Below are 15,704 nucleotides of genomic sequence, written 5' to 3'. Positions count from 1 at the left end.
TAACGGGGACCCAGCGTCACAGGTACAGTTTTAGGTGCCGCCGTGCCGGCTTTGGGGTAGCATGCCCGCTTCAAAGCTGCGGAGGACCACATGAAAGCCTTCGAAGTTTTCGCGATCTATCTGACGCCCTTTGTGATCCTTGGGGTCGCAATCCGGCTCCTGATGAAGCGTTACGCCGTCGATCTGCCCGATCTGCACAATCAGGCAGGCGCCACACCGAAGCGGCGATTCCTGCTCGGCGCGTGGCGTTCGGACTGAGGCACGCCAGCCTTGTGGCATCGAATGCGGACGCGCTCCCGGGCCGCGACAGGTGCACCGCCCCATAGGATGAGAAATGCCTTAGAAATCCCTTGGCGGCATAGCGCTTCGTCCCTAAACCGTATTGTGGACGGACCCTGAGGAGGGAGTATGACTGTGCCCGACCCGGAAAGTCTTCCAATCGACCAGATTTACGTTCCCATCAAGAAGAGGAAAACGCTGAGGCCTGAGCTCGTTCAGGAAATCGCGGCGAGTATTCTGGAATTAGGACAACAGATTCCCATTCTCGTTCGGCCTGACGAAGGCCGGCTCGTTTTGCTCGAGGGATTGCATCGGCTCGAGGCCTGCAAGGCGCTTGGCGAGACGACGATTATCGGAGTCTTGGGTTCAGCAGAGACCGCTCACCACAAGGCGCTGCTGTCGGACACAGCTGAAACTGAGGCCGAGCGGGACAAGATGGCGCGATTGAAGAAGCTGCGCCTCGAAAAGGAAGCTGCGGTGAGATCGACCGCTTCCGCGGAGGCGATCACGGAAACTCAATCAACCGGGCTTCGGTCAGCGCGCTCCGGCGGAAGTATCAGACGAGGGGCGTCGGCCGATCCAGGATCAAAAACCAAGACCCTGTCGGAATGGCTCACACAACAGAAGCGCGATGGTGGTCGCTATTGATTGTCGGCTCGCACCCCTTCTGCCTTCCGCGTATGCCCAAAGGTGCACACAAGACCGCGTCTTCGAACGCTGTGTGCGTTCCGCTGCACCGCAAAATGGAACTTTAGGGCGAATCGGGAGTAGACTTCTTACCTCCGGCAAGCGACGCCCCTGAGAGCCCAAGTCGGGAGCAATGCCGCGGTAAGGAGGAAGAAATGCCTTACACCCATGAGTCGAGGAGACCCACCCAGGCTCAGCGCGAGGCCCAAAAGGCGTTCCGGGCAGCTGACGCCAAGACCGCGACATCGGAACACCAACGCGTCCAGAACGCATTTCATGCGAACCGTGAGCGACTGAAGGCGGAGCGTTTGGCGCGCGAGGCAGCGGCGAGCAGCGAAGCCGCGCCCAAGAAAAAGCGGTGAAAGCGTCTGGCAGCGCCGCCGATCGGCAGGTCCGCAGTGAGCCAGCGGGCGAAGCCCCCCTCATCCTGGCGCCTGCTCGCCTGGGACCTGCATCCGCGGGCTACAACGCTTCAGCCATCACGGCACCCGGCCGTGCCCTCGCCTGCAGGCGGGACACCGCCTCGGCCAGCGGCATGTCGGCCTGCGCGCCGTCGCGCTCGCGCAAGGTCACCCGGCCCTCCCTCATCTCGCGCCCGCCGACGATCGCCATCACAGGCACCGCCATGTCATGCGCCGCCACGATGCGTCGCGACAGCGTGTCGGCGCCGTCATAGCCAACAGCCCGGATCCCGGCATCCTCGAACGCTGCCTTGACGTCCGCGCCATACGCCGCCTGCTCTTGCGAGATCGGCGCCACCGCAACCTGGTCCGGCGACAGCCAGAACGGCAGCGCACCGCCGTGATGCTCGAGCAGGATCGCGATCATGCGGCCGAGCGATCCGAAGATGGCGTGATGGATCATCAGCGGCGTCGCACGGCTGCCGTCGGAGGCGATGTAGGACGCTTCGAGGCGCTCCGGCAGCACACTGTCGAGTTGCACCGTGCCGCACTGCCAGGATCGTCCGAGACGGTCGCGCAACGCGAATTCCAGCTTCGGTCCGTAGAACGCGCCTTCGCCCGGATTGATCTGCGGCGCGAGGCCGCAGCGCCGCGCGGCATCGCCGAGCTTCGCCTCCGACCAGTCCCAGCTCGCATCGTTGCCGGCGCGCAGCGCGGGCCGCGTCGCCAGCGCCACCTCGTAGTCGGGAAAGCCGAGCTCACGGTAGACCTCATCAAGCAGGGCGATGAAGCACGCGACTTCGCTCTCGACGTCCTGCTCGCGGCAGAACACATGCGCGTCGTCCTGCTCGAACGCGCACGTTCGCATGATGCCGTGCAGCGAACCGGACGGCTCGTTGCGATGGCAGGCGCCGAATTCGGCATAGCGGATCGGAAGCTCGCGCCACGAGCGCAGCCCCTTGTTGAAGATCTGCACATGGCACGGACACGACATCGGCTTCAGCGCCATCGCCGCCTCGCCGTCGTCGACGCGGAACATGTGCGCGCCGAACTTGTCCCAGTGACCGCTGCGGTCCCAGAGCTGCTTTGGCAGCAGCTGCGGCGTCCGGACCTCGGCATAACCGGCGCGGCGCATCTTGCGCCTGACATAGTCCTCCAGCACCCGGTAGAGCGCGGTGCCGCGCGGATGCCAGAACACCATGCCCGGCGCATCCTCCTGGAGGTGCCAGAGCTTGAGCTGTACGCCGAGATGTCTGTGGTCGAGATCGTCCATGGCTATGTTCCTTGTGATGGGAAACAGCGCGGACGGTGACCACCCAAACAGAAAAGGCCCCGTCCGTCGCCGGCGGGGCCTTTCTGGGTGAAGGACGCTTGTCTCTAGCGCGCGCAACCAGCAGGCGATCCGCCGTCAGCGGTCGCGGTGGTGGTCGAAGCGGCTGAGAAAAGCTTGTTCATGAGTTGTATATGGCGGCAAAACGCCCGGGCGTCAACGCCCGCTCGAGCCGCTCGGCGTCGCGCCGAGTAACGGCCCTTAATCGGAAGCGTCTCAGTCGTCCCGCTGCACCAACTCGATGGTGATGCCCTCGGGACCCTCGAAGAGCCGCAGCTTACGGCTGATGTAATCCATCTCGTCGCTCAGCATGGTCACGCCATTGGCCACGAGGTGTGCGGTGGCCGCCTCGATGTCGTCGACGCGGAACGCGAGGTGGTTGAAGCCTCGTCGTCGCAGATTCGTCGGGTGCGCACCCGGATCGGTCGCAGGCGGCGGGTCGAACGCGAGCAGCTGAATCTCGAAATGAGGATCCGCTCCCTCGAGTGCGAGGGTGATGTGCTGCGCCTTCATGCCCGGCATGCCCATGTACTGAGCGGGCACGCCACCGTCGATCGTCGCGACATGCGCCTTTCTGAAGCCAAGCAGCGCGAAGAACGCGATCGCCGGGCCGGCGTCGGCCACTGCGATGGTGACATGGTCAGGATTGAGTATCATCTCGTTACTCCCGTCATCAACGCCATGCACTCGGACGCGCGGGCTCCACCTCGGCAGGGTGACTTTCCGGCAAATTGGCCCCGCTCTTGCAACCCTACCAGCTCGCTCTGTCGCACCGTAGGCGGGTTGGCCGCGCCGAAGTCTGCTTTTGGGGCCAGGAGCGGAAGTACAGCAGTCGCCTGACGAACTTAACCCTCGGGTAGCCCTGCCAGACGCAGACCTTCGTCGAACAGGTCGCTGACCCATCTGTCTCGGAAAGGTCTGCGTAAACGTGTCGCCGCTATGGAATTGTGAGGTATCAATTCGAGTAGCCGATCCTTGGCAACAGCCGCTTCCTGCTGATTGCCAAGGTGACCTGCCGAAATGGCGACCGCATTCCAACTCCCGACCCATCGCGGCATCTCATATGTGGTGCGGCGGGCATACTCCAAGGCAATCGCGTATTCGCCTTTGAGAATATGGGCGAAGGCGAGGCCGCCGTAAGCCCATCCAAGTAAAGAATCGACCGGGCTCAATCGGATCGAACGCGAGAAATTATCGATGGCACGTTCAGTATCGGCTACCCAGGCCCGCAGCCAACCGCTCCGAATCAGAACGTTGAACGAATTGGGATTTAGATAGAGGGCGCGGTCCATGGCAGCGAGAGGCATGTCGAACTCATGTGCCAGCCAAGCGAAGCCATGAGCCGCGAGTGCTATCGTGTTGGGTTCATCGCGGCTCGCGAGCAATGCCTCCTGAGCCAACTCACGTCCCCGCGCCACGTCCTCTGGCGATGCCCAGCCCTGGCTCAAGCGTAAGGTATGAATGTAGACCGCGAATGCCTTTGCCCAGGAATAGGTCGGGTCCAGAGCGATAGCCCGTTCAAGCAGCCGGAGCGCTTCGTCGAGGTCGGCGCGCAGTTGAGAATAGTGGATCGAGAGGGCCTTTAGATAGAAATCATAGGCATCGAGGCTGGACGTCGGCTTCATCTGCGCACGACTGATCTCGGCCTCGGTGATCGACGGCTCGATAGCGCCGACCACGCGCGTCGTCACATCGTCTTGTAGTTCGAACACGTTTTCCAGCGCAGCATCGATCTTGTCCGCCCAGAGATGAGCGCCGGTCGCAGCTTCAATGAGCTGGCCGGTAATGCGCACCCGCCCGCCCATCTTGCGAACGCTGCCTTCCAGTACATAGCGCACCCCGAGCTCGCGACCGACTTGCTTGATATCGACGGCCTTGCTCTTGTAGGTGAAACTGGAATTTCGCGCGATCACGAACAGTGACTTGAAGCGGGACAGCGCCGTGATGATGTCCTCCACAACGCCATCAGCGAAATACTCCTGCTCGGGGTCGCCGCTCATGTTGGCGAACGGCAGTACTGCGATGGAGGGTCTGTCAGGCAGCGGGAGAAGCTTGCCGGTCTCGGCAGGCGACTTGGTGTCTACTGCAGACGAAATGGCTGAACGCACGGCATAAAGCCGCACCCGCCGGTCAATGTTTTTTAGCGATCTTTCGCCGAGATCATCGAACGAATAAGCCGTCTTTCCCCGTACCTGCCGATAGGCATCCTCTGATAGGTATACGCCACCCGGCTCGCATTCGTTCTCGACCCGCGCGGCGACATTGACGCCATCGCCGAAGATGTCGTTGCTGTCGATGATAATGTCGCCAACGTTTATTCCGACCCGGAACTGGACACGCGCCACGGTCTCTTCGGCCGTTCGCTCCGCCATTTTTTCCTGAACCGCAACCGCGCAAGTTACGGCGTCGACCGCGCTGGCGAACTCGACGAGCATGCCGTCGCCGGTGGTCTTGACAATCCGGCCGTGATACTGGGCGATGGCTGGATCGACGACCTCGCGGCGGTGCGCCTTCAAAGCGGCCAGCGTGCCGACCTCATCAGCGCCCATCAGGCGCGAGTAGCCTGCGACATCAGCTGCAAGGATGGCAGCAAGTCTGCGTTCGACCCGCGTCTCGGCCACGTGGTGCGCTCCGACCCAGCGTAGTAGTGGGACAAGTCTATGCGTCGGAACCGGGGCGTGTCTATCGAGTTCGCGAAGTCGGCTGCGGGTCAACGGCCGACGTCGGCGTGCGCCGACGGCTTTGTCTGCTCCGAGCCCGCGCGGAAGTCTGCTTTGGGTCATTCGCGACCTCAGCCTGGGACACGCGCAGGTCCGCCAAGGGCCAAATCCAGGCTCAGGTGGTGCACCAAAAAGAGACGCTATTCGATCATGCGGCCGGTGCTTCCAAGACGGTTTGCTTGATCAATGTTCCTGCCAAGACGAGATCGGGCTTCGCGAAGTCCTCAGTGAACCGTCATCAACCGAGCGGGGACTAACCTTTCAGCGCGGCTGGTCTGACCGCAAGTGGGAAACGGCCGCGAAGCCGCCGCAGCCGAATGCCCTATATGGAACCTCCCGATGGCCGACACCCATACCCGCGACTCCTCGTGGACAACCGATTTGATCTGGCACTATCTCCACAACGTCACGACGGCGGCCAAGACGCCCGCCTATCGCAAGTTCTACAGCAACCAAGACCCCAGCGACGAATTGGACGACCGCCATCGCGTCTATGAAATGCTGGTGGACGAACCGCTGAACACCCTTCCCACCCTGGCGGCGACCGCCGACGAGTCGATGGAAAACTACAAGAAGAGCAAGCTGCCATGGAACCAGAACAATGGCGGCTTCCTCAAGGCAGTGAACAATCAATATTGGTGCGGTTCGATCATCAAGATCGTGTTCGTCCGCTATATGGGCTGGAAAATGGCCGAACCGACGTCGCGCGACCAAGTGAGCGCGGCCCGCGATCCCGGCAAAGCGGTGGATTGGACGATCAAGAATCTTGAAAACAAGGTGCCGGTGCGGGCCTCGCTCGGCGGCGCCCATTATGTCGGCATCGTCGGCCACCGCACTTCGGGAGCCGACGGCAAGATCACCGAGTTTCTATGCCTCGACCCATGGGCCTATGGCATCGACGGCGGCAATCGGAACATGAAATATGCCGGTTCGCCGACCGCCTTTCTCGGGATCAGCAAACGCGACGGCGCGATATGGACCTATAGCAACAAGGCCGTCGCCTTCGTCGAACGGCCATCCTAGAGCGCCAGCGGCGCCGGAACGTCAGCCTGGAGGCGGAAGCGGACGTTCCGACGATGTCCGAGCCGACCGCTCTATGCGCTCCGCCTGACCTCAGCGAGCATCAGGCTTTCAAGCTCCCTGACGGCTTCTGCTTCGGTTATGCCGCTGACGAGCGCGACTTCTCCGGACAGGCGATCGGCTGCCGCCGCGTAAAGCTGCCGTTCGCTGTAGCTCTGTTCGGGATTGACCGCGGGCCGATAGAGATCCCGCATGACTTCCGCGATGGCGACAATATTGCCCGAATTGATCTTGCCTTCGTATTCTTGAGCAAGCCGGGACCAATTCCCCCGCGCTTTGTGCGGCGCTTGACCCAGGATTCGTCGCATGTGCTGGATGGCAGCGGGATCGGAGGGCTTACGCATTCCAGCGCTTGCCGCTTTCCTCGTCGGAACGCGCAGCGTCATCTTGCTCTTCGCGAAATAGACGACAAAGAACTCGAGGCAAGCCCCTGCCACTGTCTGCTCCTCAATCGCTACAATTTGGCCGACGCCGTGCGCAGGGTACACGATCAAGTCCGTCGCCTTGAAACCAAAGCGCATCTCAGCGCTCTGGTTTTCAGTCGTTTCGTCGACGGGGTTCGCTGATGCTGAATGTGTGTGGTTCGAACAGTTGGATGTGGATCGATTATCAAAATTCATTTCGCGACAAGCTCCATGGCTTCTTGAATTGGCTCATGCCAATTCCAGCTCTGATCAATCACGCATTTGAAACAAACTGCCGGGCCGGAAATCATTCACGCTGCCCGATTTGATCCCTAACCAATAAGCCGCGAGCGCGCGCGCCGCCACGGGAATGACGCTACCAATTTCCATTCCTTTCGATCGCTGTGGCTTCTTGGCAACGTGTTCCCACTCGGCGAAATCAACGGTTCCGTGCCGAAATCTCGATCACTGAGTTGCCCGACGACGCAAGCCCCCGCAGCAAAAATATTTCTATTTATCAGAATACCCAACTCAGTGTATGAACTGTTCGTCTCACCCGATCGAGGGGCGCTTCGCGGTCGTCACGAACGCGGTGTGGGATGCGGTGGACGCCGATCGCGCAGTCGACGAATGCGCATGACGCGGACGGCGAAGTCGTGTGGTCCTGACGCCCTAGCGGCCGGTGTCCCCTTGTAAGACGTAATTGCGTCTTGCGAAGGCGGTGACAAACAAGCCAAGTCTCGCCGGGGAGAGCACGAAGTAAGCCGTAAAACCATCGCGCAGGGAAAGCCGGACTGCTCCGGTTACACCTGTGGTCCTACCTCCGAGCTTTCTACCCATTGCTCGGGGCCCATGGGTGCGATCGGCACCCGGCTTTCCCTGCGCCCTCTGCAAGAGGGCGAGACGAAGAACAAAGCTCGGGCAAATCATGTCGCGAGAATATAGAACTGCATCCACATCTACCCCTGTCATCGCCCGGCTCGACCGGGCGATCCAGTACGCCGCGGCCTTTCGGCTCAAGCACCGCAGTCTCTGGAATACTGGATCACCCGCATACGCGGGTGATGACATCCCGGGTTGGGGGTTCGCCGGGACGACAGCGGAATCGAGGCGACAACGCGGCCTCACGCTCCCTCTCCAACTCATGCGAACACGACATTTTGTCATGGGACGCGGAGTTGCATTTTTTGCATCGCATCATATGATGAAGATAATTCAATCAAATCCCCGGCATTGAAGGAAATCCTGCCATGGCATCCAGCGCCGATCCCGTCGTCATCCTCTCCGCCGCCCGCACCCCGCTAGGCCGCTTCATGGGCGAACTGACGCCGCTCGCGGCCCACAAGCTCGGCTCGCATGTGATCGGCGCGGCGCTCGAGCGCGCGAGGCTCGCGCCGGAACGCATCGACGAGGTGTTCATGGGCAACGTGCTGCCCGCCGGCCAGGGCCAAGCCCCTGCCCGCCAGGCGGCGCGCGGCGCAAAACTGCCCGATGCCACCGGCGCCACCACCGTCAACAAGGTCTGCGGCTCCGGCATGAAGGCGACCATGCTCGCCCACGACATCATCAAGGCCGGCTCGGCCGAGATCGTATTGTCCGGCGGCATGGAGAGCATGAGCAACGCGCCTTATCTTTTGCAGAAGGCGCGCGGCGGCTATCGCGCCGGCCATGACCGCATCATCGACCACATGATGATGGACGGGCTCGAGGACGCCTACGAGACCGGCCGCTCGATGGGCGATTTCGGCGAGGCGACCGCGGAGGCCTATCAGTTCACCCGCGCCGACCAGGACGCTTTCGCAATGGAGACGCTGAGCCGCGCCCGCAAGGCGGTCGAGGGCGGCGCCTTCAAGGCCGAAATCGCGCCGATCACGCTGCAGGAAAAGGCCGGCCCGCGCATCATCGCCAATGACGAGCATCCGCTGAAGGTCGATCCCGCGAAGATCCCCGGCCTCAAACCCGCATTCCGTGCCAACGGCACCATCACGCCGGCGGCCTCCTCCGCCAACGCCGACGGCGCCGCGGCGCTGATCCTGGCCAAGCGCTCGCTTGCCTACCGCGACGGGCTACCGGTGCTGGCCGAGATCAAGGGCCACGCCACCCACAGCCAGGAGCCGCAGTGGTTCACCACCGCGCCGATCCCGGCGATCAGAAAGCTGCTCGACAAGGTCGGCTGGAGCGTCGGCGATGTCGACCTGTTCGAGATCAACGAAGCCTTCGCCGTGGTCGCGATGGCGGCGCAGCGCGATCTCGGAATTCCCAGGGACAGGCTGAACATCAATGGCGGCGCCTGCGCGCTCGGCCACCCGATCGGCGCCACCGGCGCGCGGCTGATCGTGACGCTGCTGCACGCGCTGGAAGCGCAGAATTTGAAGCGCGGAGTCGCCGCTTTGTGTATCGGCGGCGGCGAAGCCACCGCGATCGCGATCGAGCGCGTCACGCACTGAGGCGCAATGATCCTAGTTCCGATCGCTTTGTCCGCAGCCTCACCTCGCCTCTCCCGCCTGCGGGGGAGGCCGACGCGCTCGGCAGCGCACTCGCGTGCCAGAGCGCGGCGGGTTTGGGGGGTGTCTCCACAATATGACTCGCGGCGGGACCCCACCCCGGCCCTCCCCCGCAAACGGGAGAGGGAGCACAGCATCTACGCAGCCGGCAATTCGAGCGCAGCCTGCGAGTCCGAAAACGAGGGAACTAAGTCGTTTTAGACATAGCTCCGTCGTGCCATATTGCGCATCACGAACAGAACCCTCATCGCATTTCAATTGGGGCCCAATGATCTCGAACTGGCTTGCTTCCGCCCTCGCCCGCCGCAACATCCACTACGGTTGGGTGATGGTCGCCGTCACTTTCCTCGCCGCGCTGATCTCGGCCGGCACCGTCGGCGCGCCCGGCGTCTTCATCGTGCCGCTGCAGAAGGAGTTCGGCTGGTCCACCGCCGAGATTTCCTCGGCGCTGTCGATCCGCTTCATCCTGTTCGGGCTGATGGCGCCGTTCGCCGCAGCGCTGCTGAACCGCTACGGCCTGCGCAACGTGACGCTGGCGGCACAGCTGATCGTGGTCTCGGGGTTGCTCGCCTCGCTCGCCATGACGCAGGTCTGGCAGCTGGTGCTGTTGTGGGGCGTCGTGATCGGGATCGGCACCGGCATGACCGCGCTGGTGCTCGGCGCGACCATCGCCACGCGCTGGTTCGTGGCGCGGCGCGGGCTCGTGATCGGGATCCTCACCGCGAGCGTTGCGACCGGGCAGCTCGCCTTCCTGCCGCTGCTCGCGACGCTGACCGAGCGTTACGGCTGGCGCATCGCGCTGTCGCTGGTCTGCGTCGTGCTCGGCGTCGCCGCCTTCGCCGTGCTGATGTTGATGCGCGACCGTCCCAGCGATGTCGGCCTGCGTCCGTTCGGCGATCAGGGCACCGCGCCCCTCCCGGCGCCACCGCCGGCCAATGCGCCGATCGTGGCGGCCGCGCTCGGCACGCTGCGCGATTCCTCGAAATCGTCGGTGTTCTGGATCCTGTTCGCGACCTTCTTCGTCTGCGGCGCATCGACCAACGGCCTGGTCCAGGTCCACCTGATCCCGATGTGCCTCGACTACGGCATCCCGCAGGTGCAGGCCGCCAGCCTGCTCGCCGCGATGGGCATCTTCGACTTCTTCGGCACCATCGTCTCGGGCTGGCTGTCGGACCGCTACGACAACCGCTACCTGCTGTTCTGGTATTACGGCCTGCGCGGCCTCTCGCTGCTGTTCCTGCCGTTCTCCGACTTCACGTTCTACGGATTGTCGCTGTTTGCGATGTTCTACGGGCTCGACTGGATCGCGACCGTGCCGCCGACGGTGCGCCTCACCGCGCAGCGCTTCGGCGCAGAGCGCGCCAATCTGGTGTTCGGCTGGATCTTCGCCGGCCACCAGCTCGGCGCCGGCACCGCCGCGTTCGGCGCCGGTCTGTCGCGCACGCTCTATCAGAGCTATCTGCCGGCGTTCTTCATTGCCGGCGCGCTCTGCGTGTTCGCCGCGCTGATCGCCCTCGCAATCGCACGGCCGCAGCCGAAGCCCGCGGCCGAGCCGAAACCGGCGGCGGCTTGAGGCCCTCGCCTGCGCGACTTGCGCCGGTCAGTACGAGAGGATGGTGCGCATCCCGAACACGATGCTGTCCTTGATCCGATGCGTCTGCGTCGGATCGTTTGGGTCGACGGCGCCGCCCCCGGGATGGGCGATGTATTGAAACATCGGCTGCATCGTGAAGTTGGCGTTCACGACGTGCTGGTAGGTGATCTCGAGGATCGCCTCATAGTCGCGGATCGGATACGCCGTGCCGGTGAAGATCTGCGTATCGCGATCGAGCGCGCGCGCGGCGTCGGAAATCTTGCCGTAAATCCCGGCGATGCCGAACCGGTCGTCCGGATATTTGTCGCTGAAGCCGGTGAACAGGAAGCCGCCGTCGACATAGGTGCTGATGAGGTTGCGGTCCGACGGGCTGACCGAAGCTCGCATGAAGAACGCGACGCCCTTGTCCGCGTCCGGCTTGGCGCGCGCGAGCAACTGCTCATAGACCATGAAGATGCCGTTGTCCCGCCGCAGCCACCGCGTGTCGCCGGAGCTGTTGGGATCGGCGAGCGACAGCCCGTCGGCCCCGAAGCGCTGATCGGCGAACGACATCATGTGATACCAGCCGCCGCCGGTGATCGTGGCCGGCAGCTTGCTCTCGCCGATCTCGAACTTGTATTTGAGCTGGCCGATCCACCAGGGCGGATCGTTGACGCGGAACAGGATCCCGTGTGGATTGAGGAGTTGCGGGTCCTCGGTTCCCTGCGGCGGAGCGGCCGAACCGTCGAACAGCCCCAGATAGGCCGTGAGGCGGTCGGTCAGGCTCGCCTTGATGCGGATCCCGGGCACGGCAAGCGCCGGCGATGGCCCGCCGGTCGGAAGATTGACGCCGGTGATGCCGGGCCAGCCCAACGCCGAATTGATGAAGATGTCGTCGTACTGGCTGTCGATGAACTCGACGTCGGAGCCCTGCTGGCCGACGCGCACCGCGAGCCTGCCGTCCAGAAGCTTCTGCTCGATCCAGAACTCGTAGAGCCGCGTCGCCGGCAGCGACTCGACGCCGGACACCAGAAACAAATTGCCGACATAGCCCCGCGACAGCCCGTCGCCATGGATCTGGAACATGTTGGCGTGGAAGGTCGCGCCGGTCCAGCCCATCACCTTGTCGAGGTCGATCGTGGTGCCGAGATCGAGACGGCCGGTATAGGCCGCACCGTTGCTCACACCGCCCGAGGTGTTGCTAAACGCCTCGCCGATATAGGTCATGCTGAACTGGTAGCCGGCTTCCTCCAGCGCGGCGCGCGTATCCGCGATCCGATCGGCGACCGGCTTGTCGTCCGCATGCGCCGGGGCGCAGAGCGCGAGGGCCGCGGCCACCAGTGTTGCGCGGGAAAGAGCTCTGCTCATGGAAGATGCCGCAGTGCGATCGCGCTATTTGACGATGCGCAGCCGCCGCATCAGCAGATAGGCCAAGAGCGACGATCCGACCAACAAGCCTGCAGCCCACAGAAACCCGCTGTCGACGTCGGTCAGCGGCAATCCCTTGGTGTTCATGCCGAAGATGCCGGTGACGAGCGTCGGCGGCAGCAGCATCATGGTGACGACGGAGAGCGCATGCAGATGCTTGTTGCTCTCCTCCTCGAGCTTGAAGCGCAGCTCCTCCTCCAGCAGGCGGCTGCGCGCGCGCAGTTCGACGATGTCATGGTCGAGGCCGTCGAGCCGCTGTGCCAGCTTGCCGGCCTGCAGCCGCAGCGCCGGGCTGAGATTGTCCATGTTCTTCAGCTCGAGACGGTGAAACAGCACACGCAAACCGGAGAGCTGGCGATGCAGCCGCACGCAGGTCCGGCGCATCCGCCCGAGCGCGCTGCGCATCTCGGAATTGGTTTCGCCGGCGACCACCCGGTCCTCGATCGCATCGATCTCGGTGCCGATCTTGTCGGCCATGCGGTCCATGGTGTCGGCGACCTCGTGGATGATCTTTTCCAGCAGCGCCGCGACGCTCTCGACGCGATAGCCGCTTTCGAGCACGCGGCGCGTCGCGTCGACCGCGCAGAGCGCCTGGTGGCGTCCGCTGATCAGGAGACGCTCGGTCATCGCAAACCGAAGGAAGTCGGTCTCCTCGGTCGGAGCATCGATGCTGCGCACCAGATCGGAGAACACGCCATAGACGCAATTGTCGATGGTGTGGATCTGCTGGAATTCGTCGCTCGACAGCAGCAGGTCCCGCGCGAGCTGCGGGATATGCATGTTGGCGAGCCACGCCCGGGTGCGGACATCGCTCAGGTTGAAGTGCAGCCACAACCTTCCGTCATGGCTCGGCTCGATCGGCTTGTCGATCGGAAGCGCCTCGGCACGGCCGTCGTGGTGCAGGCGAAACGCCCAGACCAGGCCGGGGACGGCCTCACGTGTCAGCAGCGAGCCGACAGGAGCAGGAGGTGGATCTGCCAGCATGGCCGCTCTCCAAGGGAATCTTCAAGGCAACCGCGCGAAATGTTCAAAACCCCGCCCACGTGCAAAACCGGGCGGGCGCGTCCTTCATATTGGAGGACGCGCCCGTTACAGTTTTGTGTCAGCGACAGCCCTACTCGGCCGCAAGGCCGGTCGGCGTCGCCGCCTCGGCGGCTTCCTTGTTGTAGTCGTGCACAACGCGCCCGAACGGCAGCGTCAGATCGGCGAGGAAATGATGCGCGCCGACGACGCGCTTGACCGGAAAATCCGCGACCGGCGCGTTGACATGCGGCACCAGATGCAGCCGGCCCGGCCCGATCCACGATCCCTTGACGACGATGTCGGTCAGGTTGATCGCGACCAGCTGGCAGATTTCGAGATGGCCGTCGACGCCGGGGATCATCTTCAGATTGATCTGCGTCTTCGACAGCGTGGCGCGCGTGATGTCGCCATTGCCCGCCATGCTCTCGTGTTTGTAGCCCATCGTGCCCATCGCAACGAGCTGGCCGGCATATTCCAGCGTACCGGTCAGCGTGTCCTTGACGATCTCGAGCTTCGGGTGGGCGTACTTCTTCGGAAAGCCCCAGATCTCGCGGCCGGCCGCGATCGGCGGATCATCGTCGAGATACATTTGGCAGACGAAATTGACCTCTTCGCCATGCAAGCGTGCGGGGATCACAAGACCGGACTCGGTGTAGCTGCCGAAGCCGGAGCTGTCGGGCATCTTGATCCATTCGTAATGCACGATCGCCTGCTCGATCGGCTCCAGCGGCTCAGGCAGGCCGGCACGGATCAGCTCCGGATCGGTCTCATAGGTGATGACAAGGAATTCGCGATCGATGAAGCGGTAGGGACCGGCGGGATAGCTCGGACCGGCGGCCGGCATGGACGGAAGCTTGAGCAGATCTTCCCTGCGCATCGCAATAACCCCCTGTTTGAAAAGCTTGCGCGGAAGCTAACGGCCGAGATTGACAGCGAGATGAGGGATTTCCGTCAGCCGCATGACCCGCGTCTCACGGTGGTGGCCAATGCTAACCATGCAGGCAGGCATGGCGGATGCGCCATGGGCCGACGCGGTGTTTGTCATCACGGCGTCATCGGCGCCCTGAATTCTCGCCGCGAATTTTTGGAGTGCCATGAGATGGACGCGCGAACCCCTCATTTTGACGATATCGAGCACGCGACGCCCGGCTGGCGCCCCGAAGGCTGCGATCGCGTGGCTCTTGTCCTGCAAGGCGGCGGCGCGCTCGGCGCCTATCAGGCCGGCGTCTATCAGGCGCTGCACGAATCCAATATCGAACCCGACTGGGTCTGCGGCGTCTCGATCGGCGCGATCAACTCGGCGATCATCGCCGGCAATCCGCCTTCGAAGCGGCTGGAGCGGCTGCACACATTCTGGGATCGCATCACCAGCCGCAAGATCTGGCACTACACGCCAGACGGCGACATCTTCCGCAAGGCCCGCAATTTCACCAGTTCATGGCTGACGACGACGCTCGGGCAACCCGGCTTCTTCACCCCGCATCAAGCCAATCCGTGGTTCAGCCCGGCCGGCGCGCGCACCGCCACCAGCTATTACGACACCACGCCGTTGCGTGAATCGCTGCTCGAGCTGGTCGATTTCGACCGCATCAACTCCAAGAAGATGCGCTTCGCGGTCGGCGCGGTGAACGTGCTCTCCGGCAACTTCATCTATTTCGACAATGCCCATGACGAGATCATCCCCGAGCACATCATGGCGAGCGGCGCGTTGCCGCCGGCACTGCCGATGGTGAAGGTCGGCACCGATCATTTCTGGGACGGTGGCATCGTCTCCAACACGCCCCTGCAGCATCTGCTCGACCAGGAAGACAACGCCAACTCGCTGGTGTTCCAGGTCGACCTGTTCTCGGCGCGCGGCATGCTGCCACGCGACATCCAGGACGTGATGGCCCGCCACAAGGACATCATGTATTCGTCGCGCACCCGCTACAACACCGACGTCTATCGCAAGACCTACAATCTGCGCACCGCCCTGCACAACGCGTTGGGAAAAATCCCCGACGATCAGCTCTCGGACGAAGAGCGCCAGCTCAAGGAGGCGAACAGCCGGCTGCCCGGGATCACGCTGCTGCAGCTGATCTATCAGCAGAAGGCCTATGAGGGCGACGCCAAGGACCACGAATTCTCCGGCACCTCGATGCGCGAGCACTGGGTGAGTGGACACGAGGACACCAAGCGTTCGCTAAAGCATCGCGAATGGATCAAGATGCCCGAGAACGGCATGGGCATCGTGATCCACGACGTGCATCGGGAGAGCGAGTAGCACGCATCGTCA

At 63.2% G+C, this 15,704-nt stretch carries 14 protein-coding genes; 7 read left to right on the top strand and 7 right to left on the bottom strand.

The genetic code is table 11. The annotated features are described in order from the left end of the window. Positions 1–90: 90 nt before the first annotated feature. The 3 genes from G6P99_RS20195 to G6P99_RS20185 all read left to right on the top strand — a co-directional run bounded on the left by G6P99_RS20195 (position 91) and on the right by G6P99_RS20185 (position 1,328). On the top strand, positions 91–258 hold the full coding sequence (locus tag G6P99_RS20195; RefSeq protein WP_165123232.1) for a hypothetical protein: 168 nt from the start codon (positions 91–93) through the stop codon (positions 256–258). 156 nt (positions 259–414) lie between these two features. After that, the gene (locus G6P99_RS20190) at positions 415–927 is read left to right on the top strand and encodes a ParB N-terminal domain-containing protein (protein WP_029078665.1); all 513 of its coding nucleotides are present in this window, start codon (positions 415–417) and stop codon (positions 925–927) included. A 194-nt stretch (positions 928–1,121) separates the two neighbouring features. Beyond that, positions 1,122–1,328: a hypothetical protein gene (locus G6P99_RS20185; RefSeq protein ID WP_029078664.1), complete on the top strand. Its 207-nt coding sequence runs from the start codon at positions 1,122–1,124 to the stop codon at positions 1,326–1,328. A gap of 100 nt (positions 1,329–1,428) precedes the next feature. Here G6P99_RS20185 and thrS read toward each other — a convergent pair whose 3' ends face one another. The 3 genes from thrS to G6P99_RS20170 all read right to left on the bottom strand — a co-directional run bounded on the left by thrS (position 1,429) and on the right by G6P99_RS20170 (position 5,318). Further along, positions 1,429–2,640, bottom strand: coding sequence for a threonine--tRNA ligase (thrS, locus tag G6P99_RS20180; RefSeq protein WP_051346027.1), 1,212 nt, complete (start codon positions 2,638–2,640; stop codon positions 1,429–1,431). 273 nt (positions 2,641–2,913) lie between these two features. Further along, positions 2,914–3,354, bottom strand: coding sequence for a VOC family protein (locus G6P99_RS20175; RefSeq protein ID WP_029078663.1), 441 nt, complete (start codon positions 3,352–3,354; stop codon positions 2,914–2,916). Between the two features lie 188 nt (positions 3,355–3,542). Then, positions 3,543–5,318 (bottom strand): adenylate/guanylate cyclase domain-containing protein, encoded by a 1,776-nt coding sequence (locus tag G6P99_RS20170; protein WP_165123230.1) that lies wholly within the window; start codon positions 5,316–5,318, stop codon positions 3,543–3,545. Positions 5,319–5,702: 384 nt separating this feature from the next. Between G6P99_RS20170 and G6P99_RS20165 the strand changes: the two genes are divergently transcribed. Next, positions 5,703–6,440 (top strand): hypothetical protein, encoded by a 738-nt coding sequence (locus G6P99_RS20165; RefSeq protein WP_245284528.1) that lies wholly within the window; start codon positions 5,703–5,705, stop codon positions 6,438–6,440. 71 nt (positions 6,441–6,511) lie between these two features. Here G6P99_RS20165 and G6P99_RS20160 read toward each other — a convergent pair whose 3' ends face one another. Then, positions 6,512–7,117 (bottom strand): CarD family transcriptional regulator, encoded by a 606-nt coding sequence (locus G6P99_RS20160; RefSeq protein ID WP_029078661.1) that lies wholly within the window; start codon positions 7,115–7,117, stop codon positions 6,512–6,514. A 1,034-nt stretch (positions 7,118–8,151) separates the two neighbouring features. Between G6P99_RS20160 and G6P99_RS20155 the strand changes: the two genes are divergently transcribed. Both G6P99_RS20155 and G6P99_RS20150 read left to right on the top strand, forming a co-directional pair. After that, entirely contained in the window at positions 8,152–9,348 is a 1,197-nt protein-coding gene (locus tag G6P99_RS20155; RefSeq protein ID WP_029078660.1) for an acetyl-CoA C-acyltransferase, read from the top strand. A 325-nt stretch (positions 9,349–9,673) separates the two neighbouring features. Further along, positions 9,674–10,978 carry an MFS transporter gene (locus G6P99_RS20150; protein ID WP_029078659.1) on the top strand — a complete coding sequence of 435 codons (1,305 nt, stop codon included), beginning with the start codon at positions 9,674–9,676 and terminating at the stop codon, positions 10,976–10,978. 27 nt (positions 10,979–11,005) lie between these two features. Here G6P99_RS20150 and G6P99_RS20145 read toward each other — a convergent pair whose 3' ends face one another. From G6P99_RS20145 to G6P99_RS20135, 3 genes are all read right to left on the bottom strand, one after another. Further along, positions 11,006–12,346, bottom strand: a complete 1,341-nt coding sequence (locus tag G6P99_RS20145; protein WP_165123228.1) for a carbohydrate porin — start codon at positions 12,344–12,346, stop codon at positions 11,006–11,008. A gap of 24 nt (positions 12,347–12,370) precedes the next feature. Further along, on the bottom strand, positions 12,371–13,390 hold the full coding sequence (locus tag G6P99_RS20140) for a transporter (protein WP_029078657.1): 1,020 nt from the start codon (positions 13,388–13,390) through the stop codon (positions 12,371–12,373). Positions 13,391–13,520: 130 nt separating this feature from the next. Further along, the gene (locus G6P99_RS20135) at positions 13,521–14,306 is read right to left on the bottom strand and encodes an acetoacetate decarboxylase (protein ID WP_029078656.1); all 786 of its coding nucleotides are present in this window, start codon (positions 14,304–14,306) and stop codon (positions 13,521–13,523) included. A 222-nt stretch (positions 14,307–14,528) separates the two neighbouring features. Between G6P99_RS20135 and G6P99_RS20130 the strand changes: the two genes are divergently transcribed. Next, positions 14,529–15,692 carry a patatin-like phospholipase family protein gene (locus tag G6P99_RS20130; RefSeq protein WP_029078654.1) on the top strand — a complete coding sequence of 388 codons (1,164 nt, stop codon included), beginning with the start codon at positions 14,529–14,531 and terminating at the stop codon, positions 15,690–15,692. Positions 15,693–15,704: the final 12 nt, after the last annotated feature.

This window comes from Bradyrhizobium sp. 6(2017) (assembly GCF_011058295.2).
Classification (GTDB): domain Bacteria; phylum Pseudomonadota; class Alphaproteobacteria; order Rhizobiales; family Xanthobacteraceae; genus Bradyrhizobium; species Bradyrhizobium septentrionale.
This window is presented reverse-complemented; position numbering and strand designations above follow the sequence as displayed.

Coding starts and splice junctions, on each gene's coding strand:
- G6P99_RS20195 (WP_165123232.1), top strand. CDS start 91: ATGAAAGCCTTCGAAGTTTTCGCGATCTATCTGACGCCCTTTGTGATC.
- G6P99_RS20185 (WP_029078664.1), top strand. CDS start 1,122: ATGCCTTACACCCATGAGTCGAGGAGACCCACCCAGGCTCAGCGCGAG.
- thrS (WP_051346027.1), bottom strand. CDS start 2,640: ATGGACGATCTCGACCACAGACATCTCGGCGTACAGCTCAAGCTCTGG.
- G6P99_RS20175 (WP_029078663.1), bottom strand. CDS start 3,354: ATGATACTCAATCCTGACCATGTCACCATCGCAGTGGCCGACGCCGGC.
- G6P99_RS20160 (WP_029078661.1), bottom strand. CDS start 7,117: ATGAATTTTGATAATCGATCCACATCCAACTGTTCGAACCACACACAT.
- G6P99_RS20155 (WP_029078660.1), top strand. CDS start 8,152: ATGGCATCCAGCGCCGATCCCGTCGTCATCCTCTCCGCCGCCCGCACC.
- G6P99_RS20150 (WP_029078659.1), top strand. CDS start 9,674: ATGATCTCGAACTGGCTTGCTTCCGCCCTCGCCCGCCGCAACATCCAC.
- G6P99_RS20145 (WP_165123228.1), bottom strand. CDS start 12,346: ATGAGCAGAGCTCTTTCCCGCGCAACACTGGTGGCCGCGGCCCTCGCG.
- G6P99_RS20140 (WP_029078657.1), bottom strand. CDS start 13,390: ATGCTGGCAGATCCACCTCCTGCTCCTGTCGGCTCGCTGCTGACACGT.
- G6P99_RS20135 (WP_029078656.1), bottom strand. CDS start 14,306: ATGCGCAGGGAAGATCTGCTCAAGCTTCCGTCCATGCCGGCCGCCGGT.
- G6P99_RS20130 (WP_029078654.1), top strand. CDS start 14,529: ATGGACGCGCGAACCCCTCATTTTGACGATATCGAGCACGCGACGCCC.